Here is a 19,986-nt window from a genome sequence, read left to right as displayed (position 1 = left end):
GACGCATTCAATAATTTTTTTATATCCCCAGCTGGTCACAAGACCAAGGGAAAAGCGTCGCAAAAGAAAGGCTTTTTAAGAACAGGCGTTGCGCATGGCTGCATAAGCCGCCGAAATCCCCTTCAGGGAATAGGTATCCGTGGTTTTTGTCCCACGTGTAGAAAGACCAACAGCGTTCATGGTGGCGCCCGCTTTCATCATTTTAACCAAACGCTGATCATCTTTTGATTCGTAAGTCCACGCGGTTTCACCAGAAGCAAACAGTTTGAAATTTGCACTGCCAATCGTGACCTGAACATCCTTGGATTTATCCAGCGGGTAACCTTGATGGAAACTGACAACGTCCTTCAGTCCTTCAGACTTGCGGATAGTCACCAGAACGTAGATATCCCCGCGCTTGTCAGTATGGCTCGCCTTGGAAGGAACGGACGCAATATAACAAACCGATGCATTGGATTTTTTATCCGCAAAAACATCCCAATCACCTTGCGGACCCAAAAATTCAAAGCCGGCAGCCTCTGCCGTCCATGAGAGCAGCAGCGCTGAAAGAAGTATAAAAATGTAAGTAAAATGTCTCATGGCTCTTATGCTGGCAAAAGACCCTTAACAAATTACAAAGATTCCAAATTTTTTTGCAACGCACCCTAAGCCCTAACCGCTGCGTCCAAATAACCGTTCGATATCCTTGAGTTTCAGCTCCACATAAGTGGGACGGCCATGTTTGCACTGGCCGGAATGCGGTGTGACTTCCATTTCACGCAACAAGGCATTCATTTCATCCAGCGTTAAACGCCGCCCGGCACGAATGGACCCATGACAGGCCATCGACCCGCAGACATCCATAAGCCGGTCACGCAATGACATGGCCTCGTCAACTTCAGTTAGACTATCGGCAACATCTTTGACCAGTCCTTGAATATCCACCTTTGCCCCCAGCATGGCGGGAATTTCACGCACAACCACCGTCCCGGAGCCAAAGTTTTCAATCACCAGTCCCAGTTCTTCCAATTCTGTCGCACGGGCAACCAGACGGTCCGCATCAACGATATCCAGTTCCACCACTTCGGGGATCAACAGGCCTTGGCGTTTGACACCTGTGGCTTCCAAATCTTTTTTAATGCGTTCATAGACCAGACGTTCATGGGCAGCGTGTTGATCCACCATAATTATGGCATCCCCACTTTGGGCGACAATATAAGTTTCATGCAATTGCGCACGCGCCACACCCAAGGGATATTGGGCCGTCGCAATATCATAATCCGTATCCGAAGATTCGCGCCGATTGGCTTGAAGCGGGGTATCCAGTCCGCTTAAAGGCGCCTGAAACTGTGCCGCTGCCTCGCGCAGGCCTTCGCTGGGCGGTGGCATCGGGTTATAATGGGAAAAACCACCACTTGTGCCTTTGGACGTAATCGCACGCGCCATTTCCACCGCCGCCGGATCCATTTCACGCATATGCGGGGCCTGCATGGCCGCCAGCGCCTCTTCGGCCACCGTGCTAGACGCCAAATGCCCCGCCCCGTTCAACGCTTGTCGCAAGGCGCTGACAATCAAGCCGCGCACCCCTTGAGCATCGCGAAACCGCACTTCCGCCTTGGCCGGATGCACGTTGACATCCACCGCACGCGGTGGCAATTCGATAAACAGAGCCAAAAGTGGATGACGATCATGGGCCAAAAAATCACGATATGCCCCACGCACGGCCCCATAAAGCTGCTTATCTTTTACTGGACGGCCATTCACGAAGAAAAATTGTAACGCATTATTGCCCCGGTTCAGCGTTGGTAAGCTGACATGCCCGGTCAAACGTACGTTGTCGCGTTCTGCATCAATCACAACAGAATTATCACCAAATTCACGGCCCATAATCGCCCGCAAACGATCCAGCATCGCCGCAAACAATTCGCCCTGACTGGAGGGCAAATTTAAAAGGGTGCGCACACCATCGCTTAGGGTAAAGGCGATTTCCGGATGACACATGGCCAGGCGTTTCAGCATATCAATGCCGTGATTTAATTCCGTACGGGGCGCTTTTAAAAATTTCAGGCGCGCCGGCGTTGCAAAAAACAAATCACGTACTTCCACACGTGTCCCTTGGGCATGGGCAGCCGGTTCCGGTCCATCGACCTCGCCGCCTTCCACACGAATGCACCAACCATTTTCACTGTCTTTGTTACGCGACGTAATTGACATTCGTGCCACAGACCCGATTGACGGTAAGGCCTCTCCCCTAAAACCCAATGTGGCGATATTGAATAAATCTTCATCCGGGATTTTCGACGTTGCATGACGTTGCACCGCCAGTTCCAATTCATCCGCATTCATCCCGGACCCGTTATCACTGACCGACAAAAGAACACGCCCACCTTCTTTCATCACCACATCAATGCGGGTGGCCCCGGCATCAATCGCATTTTCCACCAGTTCTTTCATGGCAGAGGCCGGACGTTCCACGACCTCCCCAGCGGCGATTTGGTTGATCAGGGTTTGCGGCAGAAGGCGGATGCCCATCAGTCGTATTCCTTCTTCAACAGTTTCATATATTTCAATAAGCCTTGCGTCGAACAATCATTACCCATAATCGGGGATTCCCCGGTGATTTGCGGGGCAAGATCGCGGGCCAGTTCTTTCCCCAGCTGCACCCCCCATTGGTCAAATGAATTGATATTCCAGACGACTCCCTGCACAAAGATTTTATGTTCATACAGGGCCAGCAATTGCCCGATTGTAAACGGCGTGACCAACGGCAAAATCAACGAATTGGTCGGCTTGTTACCCGGAAATGTCATATGTGGGGCCAATTGGTCGATCCGTTCGGCACTCACCCCTTTTTTCTTGAGCTGTGCACGGACTTCTTTTTCCGTTTTCCCCCACATCAAGGCCTTGGTCTGTCCCAAAAAATTGGATAACAGAATCGTCTGATGATCACGCAAGGGGTGATGATTATTCGCCACCCCGATAAAATCCATCGACACATCCCATTTGCCCTGATGCAACAACTGAAAGAAAGAATGCTGCGCATTGGTGCCGGCATGTCCAAACACAATCGGACCCGTTTGATAATCCACCGGGCGACCCTGTAGATCAACCCGCTTGCCATTACTTTCCATATCCACCTGTTGCAGATATTGCGGAAAACGTGTCAGATACTGGTCATAGGGTAAAACTGCATGTGTAGACCAGCCGAAAAAGTTCGCATACCAAACCCCCAACATCGCCATAATAATCGGAATATTATGTTCGATGGGGGAAGTTCGGAAATGTTCATCCATCGCAAAAGCGCCTTCGAGCATTTCCTCAAACTTATCCATGCCCAACACCAGCGCAATCGCCAGACCGATCGCCGACCATGTGGAATAACGCCCCCCGACCCAATCCCAGAAGGGAAACATGTAATCGGTATCAATCCCGAAATCACAGACTTTCTCTTTGTTGGTCGATACAGCCACGAAATGATATCGCACCGCATCAGTACCCAGTTTCTTGATCAACCAGGTACGCGCCGATGTGGCATTCAGCAAGGTTTCCTGTGTGGTGAAACTTTTGGATGACACAATAAACAAGGTGGTTTCCGCATCCAACCCACGCAAGGTTTCCACAAGGTGAGAACTGTCAACGTTGGAAATAAAACGTGGGGTCAGATCATCGCTCTGATAACTGCGCAACGCCTGCAAGGCCATAATCACACCTAAGTCAGACCCACCGATCCCGATATTAACAACAGTACGAATGCGTTTTCCTGTAAAACCACGCCAGCGCCCTTCGCGTACATCATCGCAAAAATGGCGCATTTTTTCCAAAACGTCACGGACCTCGGGCATGACATCGCGACCATCCACAACCATCGCCCGATCAGAACGGTTACGCAGGGCAACGTGATAAACCGCACGGTCTTCCGTCGTATTGATATGTTCTCCGCTGAACATGCGATCACGTGCGTCTTCCACGCCGCAAGAACGCGCCAGATCCCCCAACAAACCCATTGTTTTTTCAGTGATGCGATTTTTGGAATAATCCAGTAGCAACCCACTGGATCGTTCAGAAAACCGTTCAAACCGACCACGGTCCTGCTTAAACAGGTCGCGCATATGCACGTCCTTGATCTCATGATGATGATCCAAAAGGGCTTGCCATGCCGGGCTATCTGTCAGGGCGCTCATGAAAAAATCGTCTTGTTTGCTGTCTAAAAAAACACCCTAGACGTTTTTTTTCAAAAAAGGAATCCCCGATCTCATAGATTTCAGGTCTTCAAGCACCGCCAACAAGGCGGGAATAACGACCAGAACCAACAAAGTTGCCACCATCAGGCCAAAAACCATCGTAATCGCCATTGGAATCAAGAATTGCGCCTGCAGACTGGTTTCAAACATCAAAGGCGTCAACCCGCCAATTGTCGTGGCAGAAGTCAAAATAACGGCGCGCAAACGTTCAATTGTGCCCCGCGCAATGGCTGTCATCGCATCTTCGCCCATATCCTGATGTTCTTTCACCGTGGACACCAAAATGATGGAATCGTTTACTACAATACCGCTTAGACCCACCAAGGCCACCAGACTGAGGATCGTCAAATCATATCCCATGATCAAATGACCGAAAGCGGCCCCGACAAAACCAAACGGGATAACCGACATCACCACAATTGGTTTGGAATAACTGGCGAAAACCCATGCCAAAATAATATAAATCGCACTGAAGCCGACAATCACACCGCTTAGCATATCACCAAAGGTGCGTTGCTGTTCTTCCGCCTTTCCGGCAAATCCGATTTCCACCTTATGTTTGGCTGCGATTTGATCCACACCGTCGCGCTGCAAGGCCTCCACAATGCGTCCGGTACTGGTCGCCGATTTATTCAGTTCCCCCGTGATGGAAACCTGACGGGTACCATCTTCGCGTTTTACAGTTGCAAATCCGGTTTTAGTGCGCAAGCGAACCACTTGGGCCAAGGGCACTTCTGCCCCTGAAGGACTGCGCAGGTATAAGCCATTCAAATCCGTTTCATTGATATGATTGCGATCAAACTGAACCCGGATCAAAACCTCTTCATCCCCACGCGGAAAACGTTTAGCCACCGCCCCGTCAAAATTATCCCGCACCTGACGGGCAACATCCTGTGTGGTAAAACCCAAGGCCTGACCATGCGGTGTCAGTTCCAAAATGGCCTCTTCCTTCCCATAAGGTAGATCGTCTTCAATCGCAGAAATTCCGGGGTAGCGTTTTAATAAATCCATCACTGCATTAGAAGCCTGTTTCAGCCCGTGAATGTCATCGCCATTGATGCGGATATCCACATCACGCCCCGGTGGTCCTGCCTGAACCGGGATCAGAGTCAGCTTGATCAAACCTGGCTTTTCATCCAGTTTTTCCCGCCATAAATCCAAGAAGGTTGCGGTGCGAATATCGCGCTTATCTGAGGAAACAAGTTCAACATAAACCCCGCCCAGATGATCACTGCCCAGACTGTTATTGCCACCAATGCCCCCACTGGCTGACGTTTTACTCCCCACCTTCGTGACATGAGCGACAATCAATTTACCGCCCAGCCCCTCATTGGCGGCAAACATGGCGCGTTCCAACTCATCCACCATAATCTGTGTTTGTCCACGCGGTGTCCCGGCAACCATTTCCACATTGGCAAAAATCCGCTCGGCTTCCGGTCCCTTGAAAAACTGGAAACCGACACGACCACCAACCAATAAACCAACAGCAATTATTAAAGACGCCACCGCAATCGCCAATGTCCCATAACGGTATTCCAAAACCCAAGCCACCAAGCGGGCAAAATGTTCATCGCGAAACCGATTGAACCTTGTATTAAAGGCTTTGCGAAAACCGTTGGCTTCTTCCGGCTTGCCTTTTAAAGCATGACGCATATGACCGGGCAAAACGAGGAAACATTCGATTAAGCTGGCAATAATCACCGCGATAGAAACAAACGGGATCGCGGCAATAATCTGCCCCATAATATCGGAAATGGCCAACAGCGGCATAAAGGCCGCAATTGTCGTCAGAGACGACGCAAAAACAGGCGTCAGCATACGCAATGCCCCGCCTTCAGCCGCTTCGGCCGGGGACAGGCCCCGCCGGCGCAATGTTTCGGAATGTTCCCCCACCACAATGGCATCATCCACCACAATCCCGATGGCCATGATCAGCCCGAACAGACTGACCATATTGATGGTTTGCCCGGACAGTTCCATCACAAACATGGTCGCCAACAACGAAACCGGAATGCCCGCTGCCACCCAAAACGCCACGCGGGTATTTAAAAACAAAAACAAAATCGTCAAAACAAGGATCAAACCGCTAAGACCATTTTCCAATAACAGATCAATGCGGTCCTTAATCAGATTGGCCTGAATTTCGTACTGGTCCAAACGCAGATTTGGGGGCAGGGTGGGACGAACATCGTTCAAAAATTTTGTAACGATTTTATCGACATCCAATGCATCCGCCGTTGTCGCCCGTTTGACCAACAATTCAACCGCGCGCGTTTGATTAAAACGCACTTCAACCCCATCGGCATCAAACTGTTCACTGACGCGGGCAATATCGGATAATTTAATCTTTTCGCCGTTTTCACGTGCGCGTACTTCAATCTGTGCCACACCCTCGGCTGTTTTGACTTCCCCCAATCCACGGATTTGTTTGGCCTGTATTCCACCCGTTTCACCCGCCGGAATATCTTGTGAGATCTGTTTAATTCGATCTGCAATATCACCAATGCTCAAATCCAGTCGCCGCAATGTTTCCGGCAGGACATCCACCCAAATTTCTTCATCGCGGGCACCTGCCAAATCAACCTTGTCAACGCCACGTTCCAGCAATTCATCACGCAAGCCTTTGGCAATCGCTTTCAAGGCAGACTCGGGATAAGGACCACTGACCAGCAAACGGGTGATCGGCTCGTAACGCACAACGCGGTTGATCACGGGTTTTTCGCTGTCTTCGGGCAGAGTGGTGACCCCGCCAACCGCCGTTTCCACATTAGAAAGCGCGGTCTGCATTTCGGTTCCAGCCTCAAATTCAATGGAAATAGAGGCCAACCCCTCATTCGAGGTTGATTTCACATGTTTGACACTGTCCAGAAAACGCAGTTCCGGTTCCAATGCCTGTATAATATTGGAATCGACATCTTCTGCGCCCGCCCCGGACCATTTCACCGAAACCGTAACTACATCAATCCCGAAATTGGGGAAGAACTGAACATTCAGGCGCATTAACGAGACAACGCCCAGTAACAGCATTAATAACATCAACAAGTTTGGTGCGGTTCGATGGCGTGCAAACAAACTGACTGGATTAAAGCGGCTTTCATTATGGCCCATCGTCATTTGACAAGTACCTTCACACCGCTGCCCATTTCTGCAAAACGGGTGATACAAACCTGTTCCCCAGCTTGCAGGCCCGCGGCAATCAAAACATGTTCACCATCCAGTGCGGCAATTTCAACATCGCGTTTTTCCAAACGACTGTCTTTAACGACATACACATAGGCCTCTTCATGGATGGCCTGAACGGGCAAGGATACAACCGATTGATATTCTTCATCCGGCACATTGACCTGTACAAACAAACCTGGACGTAAATCCGTATCCAGTGTCAAACCCGATAAGGCCGCAAACACATTGCGCCCCCCGGTTGCTGCATCAACCCGGGCATCAATACGCACGATCGTTCCTTCAAACTTTTCAATGATTGCCCCACGGCGCACAGAAATTTCAACAGTTCGTCCCTTTAACGGGGTTTGCCGGGTCAAGCGGGCATAGGCGGCTTCGCTGAGATGAAAGCCGACTTCCAGACGTTCCAATGAAATCAAACGGGCCAAACGATCCGATGTGGAAACCTGTTTACCTTCGGTCACATCCGTTTGTGTTAAAAAGCCATCGAATGGTGCTTTCAATTGGGTGTCTTCCACATCACGCTGTGCTTTGCTCAGGGATATTTTTGCCTTTTCAACAGCAGAAGTTGCCTGCACAATCTGAGACTGGAAACGTGCGATTGTCTGTTCACGTACCAATACATTTTGGCGACGGGTGTTCAGATTCAATTGCGCATCATCATGGGCTTTTTTACTGACAGCAGACCGTTTTAACAATCGGCGCTGACGGTCCAGTTCCCGGGCGGCCAAATCCACTTGTTTTTTGTCAACAGGAAGTAATTTTTCTTCTCCGCTTAACATGGTTTGTAGTTCCGCCAATTTGGCTTCGGCTTCATGCAAATCGGCGCGGCGTTCCTGCGCGGTGGCGACATAATCAAAATCATCAATGCGGATTAAAACATCGTCCGCCCGAACGGAGGCCCCATCACCCAAACTATCGGAAACAGATATAACCCGACCGGAGACTTGTGCGCGTAACTCGGCCTCCCGCCCGGCGCGGATTTCACCAAAACTGCTGATTAGTGGACGAACATTTTCAAATTGAACCGTTTCCACGGCAACGGGCCAATAACGTTCTTCAACTTCCATTAAAGGCGTTTGTGGTTTGGTTGCTTTTAGAATTGCAAAAACGGCAATGCCTATAAAAATTGCAACCAATGGGAAAATGGCCTTTTTATATCGCTGCCAAAGCTCCATACCCGATTACCTTTATGTCAATTGAGAGGGGGGATCCATTTGTAATTGAATGTATATTACCAAACCATAAAGTAATTCACAATTGATGATCGTCAACTCAACTACAATAAATCCGCGTTTTTACAATCAAGCATCTGTTTGAGGGCGTTTATTCACCAACGGGGGAACATGACGCAACACGCGCTTGGTATTATCTTGTATGGGGGTTGGGTTTTTCTTTTTCGGTTCAAGCAAATCTTTACCGTCGAATGATTTATGAGAACCACTTAAACGACGTTGTTCGATCGTCTCCAAAGTACGTTGTACCAATGGGTCACGATCCGGAGAATGGACGCAGGCGCGTAAATGAACCCGAACAATAACATCCAGACGTTTGTGTAACGTACGCGCACGACGATGTGCATCCAGCCACAGAATGTAGGCTGACAACGTCCACGGATGGACGGGGAAAGCCTTCAATCTTCGCTGTACACACCAGTCTTTAAATTCCAGCCACTCCTTGCGGCGGTGCGGCGCATTCATGGGATATTATCCTGCTTGTTGTGTCAGTCTACATTTTATGCGGGTATATGGCGTTTCTCACGCTGCCTTAACACAAGGGCGCAAAGTGTCCCAAAAATCCCCAAAAGAGTCATTAGAAAAAATGCCCCACCGGAAAACAGCTCGTAAAAATAACCAACAAACAACAGCGATATGCCCGCCCCGATCCCAAAAGCTGATGCACCATATAAACTTTGTGCCGTTGCAGAAAAATCAACAGAAACAGTACGCGAGATAAAATTCATCGCCCCCAAATGCATCGCGCCAAAGGTCAAAGCATGGAGGGTTTGCACCAAACACAAAATAATCACATGCGGGTCATTTGCCAAAACACTCCAACGCACAACACAGGCAATCGCGGCAAAGATCAACAGGCTGGCCGCGCCAAAACGATTCCCGATTCGTCCGCCAAAGATAAAAAAGATCACTTCTGCCACCACACCTTCGGCCCATAAAAAACCGATAAACGCATCACTATAACCTTGTGCGCGCCAATGCAGGGTCGCAAAGCCGTAATAAAGGGCGTGCGAACCATGAATACAGGCCACAGCTGCCATGAATATCTGAAACGTCCTGTCTTTCAACAAGGTGCGGACCGGACGTCCCGCTCGCCCCAAGGGCATGGCACGAACATCGGGCAAGCCAAGTGTGGCGATAAACGTTAAGGCAATCGCACCCAATATGGTCCAATAGATAATACCGACATCGCGCCCTTCCAAAACAAAACCAAACCCGAAAGACATGACGATAAAACTGATAGATCCCCACAGACGCAGCCGTCCATACTGTATTTTACTGTCACGCGTTGCCAGCAAAGTGACATTATCGCCAAACGACATAAGCGGTGCCCAGCTGATGCCATATAAGAGCGAAATGATAAACAGAGCATAAAAATTATGGGCAACGAAAAACAATGCAAAACAGAAGAACGAGCTGGCCAGAAACAATAACATCAAGCGTTTTCGCTCTCCCAGTTTATCGCCCAAACTGGCAAATAAGGGGGAGAAGACGACTTTGCCCAAAACAGGGATCGCCGTTAAAATGCCGATTTCCACCCCCGTCATGCCCCGGGCCTGCAACCAGACTGGCCAATAGGGCATCATGCAACCGATCACAAAAAATATTGCGATATAAAAAGACGACAATCTGGGGGCCAGAAACGTCACCTCGGCAGGCCTCACTTACACGCCTTTCCAGCGTTCAAACAAATTATGTTCGATATCAAACTGATCCAGTGCCTTACCGATACTTTGATGGATAATATCCTGTACCGTCTTCGGTTTGTGATAAAAGGCGGGAACCGGCGGTAAAATAGTCGCGCCCAAGTCCGCACAACGCGCCATCAATTCCAAGTGCCCCTTATGCAAAGGGGTTTCCCGCACCATCATCACAAGGCGGCGACGTTCTTTTAAACAAACATCAGCCGCGCGGATCAACAGATTGGAATTATCCGATGTGGCAATGCCCGACAATGTCTTAATTGCACAAGGCGCAATAATCATTCCCTTGGTTTTAAACGACCCGCTGGAAATGGCCGCGCCCATATTTTTGGCATCATAGACAACATCGGCCAGTGCCTTGACCTCATCCAACGTCACATCGGTTTCCAATTGCAAATTAATTTGTGCGCTATCGCTGACAACCAGATGCGTCGGATGTCCGATATCCTTCAAGGCACGCAGCAATTCCACGCCATAGATCACACCGGATGCACCCGATATGCCAACGACCAAGGGCAATGTCATTTTCAACCTCTTCTAACAGACGGGGTAAGACTCTGAATATCTAACCATACTTTCGCCATAGTTATAGAGAAAATACCCAACTAGGGAAATGAGTTATTCTTGACTTTTTAAGAAAAACACCCTACAAATGAGAACATAACGGGAAAGTTGCTTGTTTCGAGGGCTTTTTCGTGTTGATTTTGCGCCCAAAAAGCGGAAATCACAAAAACGTGAACATCAAATCGTATTGCTTAAATAAGGATATGACCATGACTGTGACCTACTTCACTCTCCTCTTGCAAAACTAACGTTACTGTACCTGTGCATGAATGATGTGCACCGGAAACAGCAAACATATTTTTTAAAACACGTGCTTCGTTTTTAGCGTGTCCGGCACACAACAAGGTTTATTTTTCGACCATTAAGTTGCGTGTCACTGTTGTAAGAATAGGGAGTTATCAAATGTCCGTATCGACTGTAAATCTGCCCGCATTGCCGAGCGATTCCGGTGACAGCTTAAATACTTATTTGCGTGAGGCGTGGAAGTTTCCCATCCTGAGCGCCGATGAAGAATACATGCTGGCAAAACGTTTCCATGACAGTGGCGATGTTGAAGCCGCGCACAAACTGGTCACCAGCCACTTACGCCTGGTCGCAAAAATTGCGATGGGTTACAAGGGTTATGGCCTGCCGGTTGCTGATTTGATCAGTGAAGGCAACGTCGGGTTGATGAAAGCCGTGAAAAAATTTGAACCCGAAAAAGGGTTCCGCCTGTCCACATACGCCATGTGGTGGATCCGTGCCAGTGTGACAGAATATATTCTGCAAAGCTGGTCAATGGTGCGCCTTGGTACAATGGCTGCGCAGAAAAAACTGTTCTTCTCGTTACGTCGGACCAAAAGAAAACTGTCCATCATCGACAATGGCGAACTGACGGATGAACAAGCTGCAGCAATCGCAGAACAAACGAATGCAACCACAGAAGAGGTCATGCACCTCAACCGCCGTCTATCCTCACGTGACATGTCGCTGAATGCTCCACTGTCCATTGATGAAGGCGGTGAACATCAGGACTTGCTGGAAGATGATCGCCCGAGCCCGGAAAGGATTGCATCCGACACTCAAATGCACACCATGCGCAATGAACTCGTTGGGCAGGCCCTTGATGAGTTGAACCAACGCGATCGTGACATTTTTGAACGCCGCCACCTGTCCGAAGAACCGCCAACCCTTGAAGAGCTTGGCGCAGAATACGGCATTTCACGCGAGCGGGTTCGCCAATTGGAAGCACGCGCCTTTAAAAAGGTCAAAGAATTTATTCTGGGCAATAGCCTTGCACCTCAATTAACCTAATCACGGCACACTTGCAACATCCTCTCCTATTCGCTGTAGTAGATATCCGACTGCCTTGCAGGATGCGATATCTACTGCAATATATGGATTTGCCCCTTTCACATTAATGCTTTACACTCCCTTCACATTATGTCCAGTACACCTTTTAGGATGTTTGGGAAGGTTATGCACAACATCAAGCTGAGAAAACGGCTGTTCTTTCGCCAAACACGAAATGCTATTCTCGTTGCGCTGGCTTTAGGTGTCACCCTTTCCATTGGGCAGATTATTTTTGATTTCCGTGCCGAACAGGAACATATCGATAAAACCGTACGTCAGGTTCTTAATACGTCAAAAGAATCTGCTGCACAGGCAGCTTACAGTTTAAACGAAGAACTGGCGGCACGCGTCATCAATGGCTTGTTCGAATATCGCCCCATTCACTTTGCCCAAATAAACGATGATTTTGGGCGGCAGTTGGCATTTAAAGAACGACCAACAACCACTCATAATCTGGAATGGCTCGGCCCTTTGATGGCCGCCGGGTCCAGTCTGTATACGGTCCCATTATATATCAAAGAACAGCGTCAGACCGTCATTGGTGAAATGCACGTTAAAGTTGACAGGTTTCTAATTGCGCAAAATTTCATTCAGCGGGCTGGTTTTGTGATTTTACTTGGCATTTTGCGCAATACAATCCTGGCTGTGATCTTCGGATTTTTATTTTACTTTACGCTGGGTCGCCCGGTTATGACTGCCTTAAATAGTATGTCGGACATTGATCCCGAAAACCCTGGACGGACAAAACTTGCCATCCCAAAAGGTCATCAAGAAGATGAAATCGGCCTCCTCATCACCAAACTCAATTCCGTTCTGGAAGAATTTCAAGAGACACTCCTGCAACGTTATTACGCCGAAGGGCAACTCAAGAAAAAACAAGAAATGATTGGCTTACTTAACCAACGTTTGGAAGAACGGGTCCGTCAGCGCACCAGTGAACTGGAAGCCGCCAACAAGGAAATGGAAGCCTTCACTTATTCCGTTTCCCATGACCTGCGTGCCCCGTTACGGACAATTTCCGGCTTTAGTGATATCTTAGAAGATGAATATGGCAATCAATTGGATGGCCAAGCCCGTCATTATCTGGAACGGGTGCGCAAAGGAACCGCGCGAATGGACCAATTGATCAATGATCTTCTCAAACTATCGCGCAGCACCCGGGGTGAGTTGCACCGTAGTGATGTCAATCTATCCAAATTAACACAAGAAATCTTTGAAGATCTGCTCCATGCTTCGCCACAACGCGATGTCGAACTTCATATTGAACCCAATATCCATACACAAGGCGATAAAAGATTTCTTCGTCTCGCTTTGGAAAATCTAATCTCAAATGCATGGAAATATACATCACATGAAGAGCTGAGTGAAATTAGCTTCGGTAAATTAAAACAAGATGATGGTATTGTTTATTTTATATCCGATAATGGTGCTGGTTTTGATATGGCTTATGCGGAAAAACTCTTTTCCCCATTCCATCGCTTACACTCCCCAAAAGAATTTGAAGGTACCGGAGTTGGCTTGGCCACCGTTCAGCGTATTATTCATCGTCATGGCGGAGATATCTGGGCACAAGCCACTGTTGGTGAAGGGGCAACCTTTTTCTTTACCATCCCGACTGGTGACCAAGATTTATTAAATGACGGAAATCAGGATTATACCATTTAGCCTTAGCTACCTTAGTTTTGAAGGTTTCTAACCCATTTGAATGATGCGGCTTAAAATTGAGTATTTTAAAGTAGAAGCAATCTCAAGGTTAGATTACCCCGGAGGTGCAGCTATGACCACCATCTTGATCGTAGACGACGATCCCATGATATTAGAAAGTACACAGCTTTATCTTGAAAGCCATGGTTTTGAGACTTTGTGCGCACATGATGGTGATGAAGCTTTTGAACAGATCAATGCAAACCGCGTCCACGTTGCCTTAGTCGATATCTTCATGCCCAAGAAAGATGGCTATCAATTTATTCTGACCTTGAAAGACAGCCTTCCGATCATTGCTATGAGTGGCGTTTCCTCCAGTCGTTTTGAGCCACTGGAATTTGCACAAACATTAGGCGCTGCAGCCACCTTATCCAAACCATTTGAACCAAGAAAATTACTGCAAACAATCGACCATCTTTTAAAAATGGCCCATTAATTTAAAATAATTATTGTTCGATTTACGAACAGTTAATATAGTGACCAATAAGAAAAATCTATATTAACAGGGCACACCGTGAAAATAAGCTTTCAAAACATTGACTTCCAAACCCAATGCATGCGGGCGAAACATGTTATTTTGCACGAAGACGACCACAAACCAACCCTTGTCTTTCTGCATGAAGGCCTGGGTTGCCTCGAAATGTGGAAAGATTTTCCTGAAAAGCTCTGTCAAGAAACCGGTTTAAACGGTTTTGTCTATGAACGGATCGGTTTCGGCCAGTCTTCTCCCCTCGGTCTTGTTCCCCGGCCTGTCGACTATCTAGAACGCGAAGGTCGTGATATTTTGCCCATCGTTCTTGAACAAGGCGATATTAAAAATCCGTTGCTGGTTGGTCATAGCGATGGGGGGTCCATTGCACTGATTTATGCGGCCTTCCATGCAGATAAACTATGCGCAGCCATTACCGAAGCCGCACACGTCTTTGTCGAAGATATTACGATTGACGGTATTGTTGAGGCTGGAAAAATATATTTCAAAAACGATAACCTTAAATCAAAACTAGCACGTTATCATGGCGATAATACAGATAAAGCCTTTCGAGGCTGGCATGATACATGGCTAACGCCTGAGTTTCGTCATTGGAATATGGAAAACCTGCTGGCAAACATCAGCTGCCCCTTATTGGTTATCCAAGGTATTGATGATGAATATGGTAGCCAACGACAAGTCCAATCTATCGTTGAAAAGTCAAGCGGGCCAGCCACACCTTTCATGGTTCCCAATTGTGCACATATTCCACACTTTCAGGCCACCATACCCGTAATGCAAGCCATGAAGGATTTCATTAAGAAAATCGCCTAATGACTTGCGTTTTAATATTTTTTTAGGCACAGTGTCCCAGCTTCACATGCAGGAAACGCTATAGGATGTTCAGATCACAGCTCACGATACGCGCCATCGTTGGACATATGATCCTGCCTTTCACCATTGCCCTGCTTCTGACATTCTTCCCCCTGAACCAAGAGGTTATGATTGAAGGATCAGAAGCCTTTTTTAATTTCTCCCCAGCTCATTCCTTGGGGTATCCAATTTTTCTGGCCTTTTTGAGCCTGATTTCACCTGAGCATATGGATATTGCTTATCTGCAAGTCTGGATCTATGCCTTTACTGTCTTTGTATTGGCACTCGGTATTTACCGCATCAGCACCAATCATTTTTTTGCTTTGCTATGCGTGCTCTGTCTTTTGCTAAATCCGTTTATTTTGAACACACATTTTGCAATTCAGCCAGACTCGCTTTTCATCAGCACAAGTCTGATGATTTTTGGCTTTTTGCTGCACGCCATTGCTTCGCATGGTTTTTTCGCTTTATTTGGTTTTGGCATCAGTATTGGCGTTGCCATCACCCTATGCCCCTTTGGCATGGCCTATCTACCTTTGCTGATTATTGCACCGACACTTTTCCTACGCAAAAATCATTGTTCTTTTACCAAAGCCTTTCTTGTGCCCGCCCTTTCCTGTATCGCCTTGATATCACTTGAAGCCAGCAGCTATCATACTTTACATAACAACCAAGAATACACACCGGCAGCAGCCAATGTTTTTGCCAGTGCCGCCTTGATGAACAGTAACCAGCAATCGCCCTATGCCTCAAAAGATCCACGCACCGCTTTATGGGAGAAAGTTGAACAAGATCTTCAAAGCATTCGCAATGAGATTTGGCAAGAAGACGATTTTAGAACACGTAGCAAGCTGTTGCTTTCCCAACAACAATATGTCAGCAACGATTTCGCCATCAATGCGCTGACACAAGCCGGTTTTATGCTTGATAAATCCGTTGATGACATTCGCATGGATATCGCATCATCGCGCATTGTTCAGGACCCACTGGCGTTCTTAGAAATCACACTGACCCATTATCGCCGCATATGGGCATCGGACAATATGCTGTCTTATCCTTTTTGGGCAATCAGCTTACTGACCAGCCTTATTGGTCTGTGGTTTTGGATAAGGGGGAAATCATTTAACGGTGCTTTTGCCTTGGCCTTTATCAGTGCTTTTGCTGTTCAATGTCAAACCATCCTAAGCGCGCATATCGGTATTGGCCCCGCTAATCCTCTGATGTTTTTCAGTCCCTTGCTCAGCCTTAATGTGGTCGGCCTGTTGCTTGGTTTTTATATGGCCTTTATCAATCCGCCGCGCACAAACGGCTAAGAAGATCAGCCGCATTTTGCGCATCACAAACAATCGCCTGCGCACCACAAGCCATCATCAAATTATCCACCAGATCAAAATCTTCAACGATCAGCCCAAGTGGATCCGCTTCATCCCGACCTTGTTTCTGTAGCCCATTATAAAAACCACGCGTGCGTTCCAGATATGTTGATCGTGCATTATACCCGACAACTGGCAGGCCTTTTGCCACAGCATATCCCATTTCAAAAGCGGTTCCCCCATCCATACCCGGCCCCCGAAAGGCCTGCATGTCCGCCATGACCCCGCAACAACTGTCAATCAATTCAATATTGGCCTCATAAATGGCGTGGGCTGCCCGATGCTTGCTTAAGTTTGAAATATCCAGCCCTGCATCCATAGGAAAAACACCCTCCAAACCACATTGCGCACAAATCTCTTTTAATTCTTGGCTATGCGCAACCGGATCGGGATAAAAAACACCGGGGCCTGCCAAATAAATTCGAATTGTCATCTCTTTATCTTTCAAAATCAGACTGTTTGAAGCAGTCTGACAATCCTCAATCCACACGTCAAACATTCATAAAAATGTCATTTGATTTCTCCCATAATTCGATTATTGTCGAAATATGGAAATGAATAATGCAACCGAGATGTTAGGCGCGCTGTCTTCTGAAGCACGCCTGAGAATTTTTCGCTATCTGGTACGACAAGGACCGGACGGGGCAAGTGCAGGTGACATCGCCACTGCGTGTGACATCACCGCCTCCACCCTGTCCCATCATCTGAACCAGATGCGCAACGCAGGCCTGATTGAACGCACACGTCAATCGCGGTCCCTCATCTATGTTGCAGATTTTAAGACAATGAATGCCCTGATCAACTTTCTGTCAGATGAATGTTGTAATGGACAGCCCGAATTATGCCGATCAACAGAGGAATAGATAAAAATGACCCTACGTGTGGCAATCAATGGTTTTGGGCGTATGGGCCGTTTGGTTCTGCGCGCCGGATGGAACAATCCCGATCTGGAATTTGTCCATATCAACGAACCCAAAGGCGGGGCTGAATGCGCAGCCCACCTGCTGCAATTTGATACCGTTCACGGTACATGGGGCGACGATATCTCCCATAAGGCAGACAGCATCACCATTGATGGCAAAACCCTGTCTTTTTCTGAAACGACCGCCCCTGAAAAAATAGACTGGGCGGCAATGGGCATCGACCTGTTGTTGGAATGTTCCGGCAAATACCGCACAGATGAATTGTTGCAACCTTTCCTCGATCACGGCATTAAAAAAATTCTGGTTGCCTGCCCTGTCAAAACGGACGGGGCCCTCAACATCGTTTATGGGGTCAATCATCATCTCTATGACCCGGCAAAACACCATATTGTCACTGCGGCATCTTGTACGACAAACTGTATTGCCCCGGCCATTAAGGTCATTCACGAAAATATCGGGATTGAACGTGGTTCCATTACCACCATTCATGATGTTACCAACACCCAGATTATGGTCGATGCGCCGCATAAAGATTTGCGCCGGGCGCGGTCCGGCCTGAATTCCCTGATCCCGACAACCACCGGATCTGCAACCGCCATCACGGTTATTTACCCGGACCTGAAAGGAAAACTGGACGGTCACGCGGTACGTGTTCCCCTGTTGAATGCCTCGTTGACCGATTGTGTGTTTGAATTAAAACGCACGGTCAGCGCAGACGAGGTCAATGCCTTGTTTGCCAAGGCGGCAGAAGGGGAATTAAAAGGTATTCTCGGATACGAAAGCCGTCCGCTGGTGTCCTGTGATTTCACCAATGATTCACGCTCCACCATTGTGGACGGTCCTTCAACACTGGTTGTCGATGGCACCCATTTAAAAGTTTATCTTTGGTATGATAACGAATGGGGATATGTCGAACGCATGGTCGATATCGCCCAAATGATGGCGCAACAAGCATGACGGATGTAAAAAACTATGCCTGCGTTACCGCCAGTTATTGGGGGTTTACCCTAAGTGACGGGGCGTTGCGCATGCTGGTGTTGTTACATTTCCACCATCTTGGTTATACCCCGCTGGATCTTGCCTTCCTCTTCCTGCTTTACGAGGCAATGGGCATTCTCACCAATTTCATCGGCGGATGGATCGGGGCGCGCTTTGGTCTGCGCCTGACTTTGTTTGCCGGGTTAAGTGTACAAATTTTCGCCCTGATCATGCTGTCCTTATTACAGGCAGACTGGGCAATGTCTTTGTCTGTTGCCTATGTAATGGCCGCACAAGCCCTCAGCGGGATTGCCAAGGATTTGACCAAAATGTCTTCCAAAAGTGCGGTCAAACTGGTGGTTTCCGACGAAGGTTTACTTTTCAAATGGGTGTCTTTACTGACCGGTTCAAAAAATGCCTTAAAAGGGATCGGTTTTTTTCTCGGTGGGTTTTTACTGGAAACACTGGGCTTCCAACAGGCACTGTGGGCTATGGCGGGGGTATTGGGCCTTATCCTTGTTATCGCCCTTAACCTCATTCACGGGGAACTTGGGAAAGCGAAATCAAAAATCACAGGTAAAGACCTTTTTTCCAAATCCCGTGAAATCAATATCCTATCTTTTGCCCGTATCTTTTTGTTCGCCTCGCGTGATGTTTGGTTTGTAGTTGCCGTCCCGGTCTTTTTTGCAGAACAACTTGGATGGAATTTTAATCAGATCGGTTTTTTCATGGCGGCTTGGATTGTCGGTTACGGCATCATTCAAGCCTTCGTCCCCCGCCTGAGTAAACAAACCACAGATGCCCAAAGTGGGACACAGGCCGCAATCTTATGGGGATTTATCCTGCTGATCTTACCTGCCTCCATGGCGTTGGGCTGTCTGTTCCTGCCCGATTACATTGTCTGGATTCTCATCAGCGGTCTTTTGATTTTCGCTCTCGCCTTTGCGGTGAATTCTTCCTTGCATTCCTATCTGATTGTTTCTTTCAGCGATGCAGATAAGGTTTCCCTAAGTGTTGGGTTTTATTATATGGCAAACGCACTCGGTCGCCTGATCGGCACCTTGTTGTCCGGTCTGGTTTACCAATGGGCAGGGCTGGAAGCCTGCCTTGGCGTTTCCGCCATAATGGTTTTTATTGCCGCCAGCAGTATGATCTTGCTGAACAAAAAACCATCGCTTCAATCCAAAGGAACATAACCGCGTTTGCGCATACAATCACCGACCAGTTTCGTCATTTTTTTTCCGACCTCAAACTGGCGCATACGTTCATCATAAGCACTAAGCCCACGGTCAGCGTGATATTGCGTATCCAGACCAAGATAACGTTCCGCTGCACGTTGACAGCGGCGTTGATCACTGCCCCATTGTTCTGATGGAATGGTTTTATGCTGCCAATGGGATGTTGGCGTAGTCATACATCCCGCGAACATCCC

At 48.0% G+C, this 19,986-nt stretch carries 18 protein-coding genes; 8 read left to right on the top strand and 10 right to left on the bottom strand.

All coding sequences use genetic code 11. The features are described from left to right. Positions 1-75: 75 nt before the first annotated feature. The 8 genes from ACI0FF_RS01980 to ACI0FF_RS01945 all read right to left on the bottom strand — a co-directional run bounded on the left by ACI0FF_RS01980 (position 76) and on the right by ACI0FF_RS01945 (position 10,863). Positions 76-579 carry an invasion associated locus B family protein gene (locus ACI0FF_RS01980; protein ID WP_419798482.1) on the bottom strand — a complete coding sequence of 168 codons (504 nt, stop codon included), beginning with the start codon at positions 577-579 and terminating at the stop codon, positions 76-78. Between the two features lie 72 nt (positions 580-651). Further along, complete coding sequence (gene mutL / locus ACI0FF_RS01975; protein ID WP_419798481.1) at positions 652-2,511, bottom strand: DNA mismatch repair endonuclease MutL; 1,860 nt, start codon at positions 2,509-2,511, stop codon at positions 652-654. Then, positions 2,511-4,160, bottom strand: a complete 1,650-nt coding sequence (gene pgi / locus ACI0FF_RS01970) for a glucose-6-phosphate isomerase (protein WP_419798480.1) — start codon at positions 4,158-4,160, stop codon at positions 2,511-2,513. Before pgi ends, mutL begins: the two co-directional genes overlap by 1 nt. A 36-nt stretch (positions 4,161-4,196) precedes the next feature. After that, positions 4,197-7,334: an efflux RND transporter permease subunit gene (locus ACI0FF_RS01965; protein WP_419798479.1), complete on the bottom strand. Its 3,138-nt coding sequence runs from the start codon at positions 7,332-7,334 to the stop codon at positions 4,197-4,199. Next, complete coding sequence (locus ACI0FF_RS01960; protein ID WP_419798478.1) at positions 7,331-8,578, bottom strand: efflux RND transporter periplasmic adaptor subunit; 1,248 nt, start codon at positions 8,576-8,578, stop codon at positions 7,331-7,333. Before ACI0FF_RS01960 ends, ACI0FF_RS01965 begins: the two co-directional genes overlap by 4 nt. A 126-nt stretch (positions 8,579-8,704) precedes the next feature. Continuing rightward, complete coding sequence (locus tag ACI0FF_RS01955; protein WP_419798477.1) at positions 8,705-9,100, bottom strand: hypothetical protein; 396 nt, start codon at positions 9,098-9,100, stop codon at positions 8,705-8,707. Positions 9,101-9,135: 35 nt separating this feature from the next. Next, positions 9,136-10,221, bottom strand: a complete 1,086-nt coding sequence (locus tag ACI0FF_RS01950; RefSeq protein ID WP_419798476.1) for an MFS transporter — start codon at positions 10,219-10,221, stop codon at positions 9,136-9,138. 78 nt (positions 10,222-10,299) lie between these two features. Further along, positions 10,300-10,863, bottom strand: coding sequence for a UbiX family flavin prenyltransferase (locus tag ACI0FF_RS01945; RefSeq protein ID WP_417819667.1), 564 nt, complete (start codon positions 10,861-10,863; stop codon positions 10,300-10,302). A gap of 441 nt (positions 10,864-11,304) precedes the next feature. On the opposite strand from ACI0FF_RS01945, the gene rpoH reads away from it, so the two are divergent. The 5 genes from rpoH to ACI0FF_RS01920 all read left to right on the top strand — a co-directional run bounded on the left by rpoH (position 11,305) and on the right by ACI0FF_RS01920 (position 16,593). Further along, positions 11,305-12,195, top strand: coding sequence for an RNA polymerase sigma factor RpoH (rpoH, locus tag ACI0FF_RS01940; protein ID WP_419798475.1), 891 nt, complete (start codon positions 11,305-11,307; stop codon positions 12,193-12,195). Positions 12,196-12,360: 165 nt separating this feature from the next. Next, positions 12,361-13,899 carry a sensor histidine kinase gene (locus ACI0FF_RS01935; protein ID WP_419798474.1) on the top strand — a complete coding sequence of 513 codons (1,539 nt, stop codon included), beginning with the start codon at positions 12,361-12,363 and terminating at the stop codon, positions 13,897-13,899. Between the two features lie 112 nt (positions 13,900-14,011). Beyond that, on the top strand, positions 14,012-14,374 hold the full coding sequence (locus tag ACI0FF_RS01930; protein WP_419798473.1) for a response regulator: 363 nt from the start codon (positions 14,012-14,014) through the stop codon (positions 14,372-14,374). 78 nt (positions 14,375-14,452) lie between these two features. Then, a complete protein-coding gene (locus tag ACI0FF_RS01925; RefSeq protein WP_419798472.1) occupies positions 14,453-15,241 on the top strand; it encodes an alpha/beta fold hydrolase in 789 nt (262 codons plus the stop codon). A gap of 65 nt (positions 15,242-15,306) precedes the next feature. Beyond that, positions 15,307-16,593, top strand: coding sequence for a hypothetical protein (locus tag ACI0FF_RS01920; protein ID WP_419798471.1), 1,287 nt, complete (start codon positions 15,307-15,309; stop codon positions 16,591-16,593). Here ACI0FF_RS01920 and ACI0FF_RS01915 read toward each other — a convergent pair. Next, complete coding sequence (locus ACI0FF_RS01915; protein ID WP_419798470.1) at positions 16,568-17,086, bottom strand: nucleoside 2-deoxyribosyltransferase; 519 nt, start codon at positions 17,084-17,086, stop codon at positions 16,568-16,570. The genes ACI0FF_RS01920 and ACI0FF_RS01915 overlap by 26 nt on opposite strands. 121 nt (positions 17,087-17,207) lie before the next feature. Between ACI0FF_RS01915 and ACI0FF_RS01910 the strand changes: the two genes are divergently transcribed. Genes ACI0FF_RS01910 through arsJ form a run of 3 tightly spaced genes read left to right on the top strand, consistent with a single transcriptional unit; the run spans position 17,208 to position 19,750 of the window. Further along, positions 17,208-17,516 (top strand): ArsR/SmtB family transcription factor, encoded by a 309-nt coding sequence (locus tag ACI0FF_RS01910; RefSeq protein ID WP_419798469.1) that lies wholly within the window; start codon positions 17,208-17,210, stop codon positions 17,514-17,516. A gap of 6 nt (positions 17,517-17,522) precedes the next feature. Further along, positions 17,523-18,533: an ArsJ-associated glyceraldehyde-3-phosphate dehydrogenase gene (locus tag ACI0FF_RS01905; protein WP_419798468.1), complete on the top strand. Its 1,011-nt coding sequence runs from the start codon at positions 17,523-17,525 to the stop codon at positions 18,531-18,533. Continuing rightward, entirely contained in the window at positions 18,530-19,750 is a 1,221-nt protein-coding gene (arsJ, locus tag ACI0FF_RS01900; RefSeq protein ID WP_419798467.1) for an organoarsenical effux MFS transporter ArsJ, read from the top strand. The genes ACI0FF_RS01905 and arsJ overlap by 4 nt, the downstream gene beginning before the upstream one ends. Here the strand turns inward: arsJ and ACI0FF_RS01895 are convergent. Then, positions 19,732-19,968, bottom strand: coding sequence for a hypothetical protein (locus ACI0FF_RS01895; protein ID WP_419798466.1), 237 nt, complete (start codon positions 19,966-19,968; stop codon positions 19,732-19,734). The two genes, arsJ and ACI0FF_RS01895, sit on opposite strands and share 19 nt — an antisense overlap. Positions 19,969-19,986: the final 18 nt, after the last annotated feature.

It is taken from the genome of Terasakiella sp. 4MB5A (assembly GCF_050058155.1).
GTDB lineage: Bacteria > Pseudomonadota > Alphaproteobacteria > Rhodospirillales > Terasakiellaceae > Terasakiella > Terasakiella halodenitrificans.
Note: the sequence above shows the minus strand (reverse complement) of the source record. Positions and strands in the feature narration are given on the sequence as shown.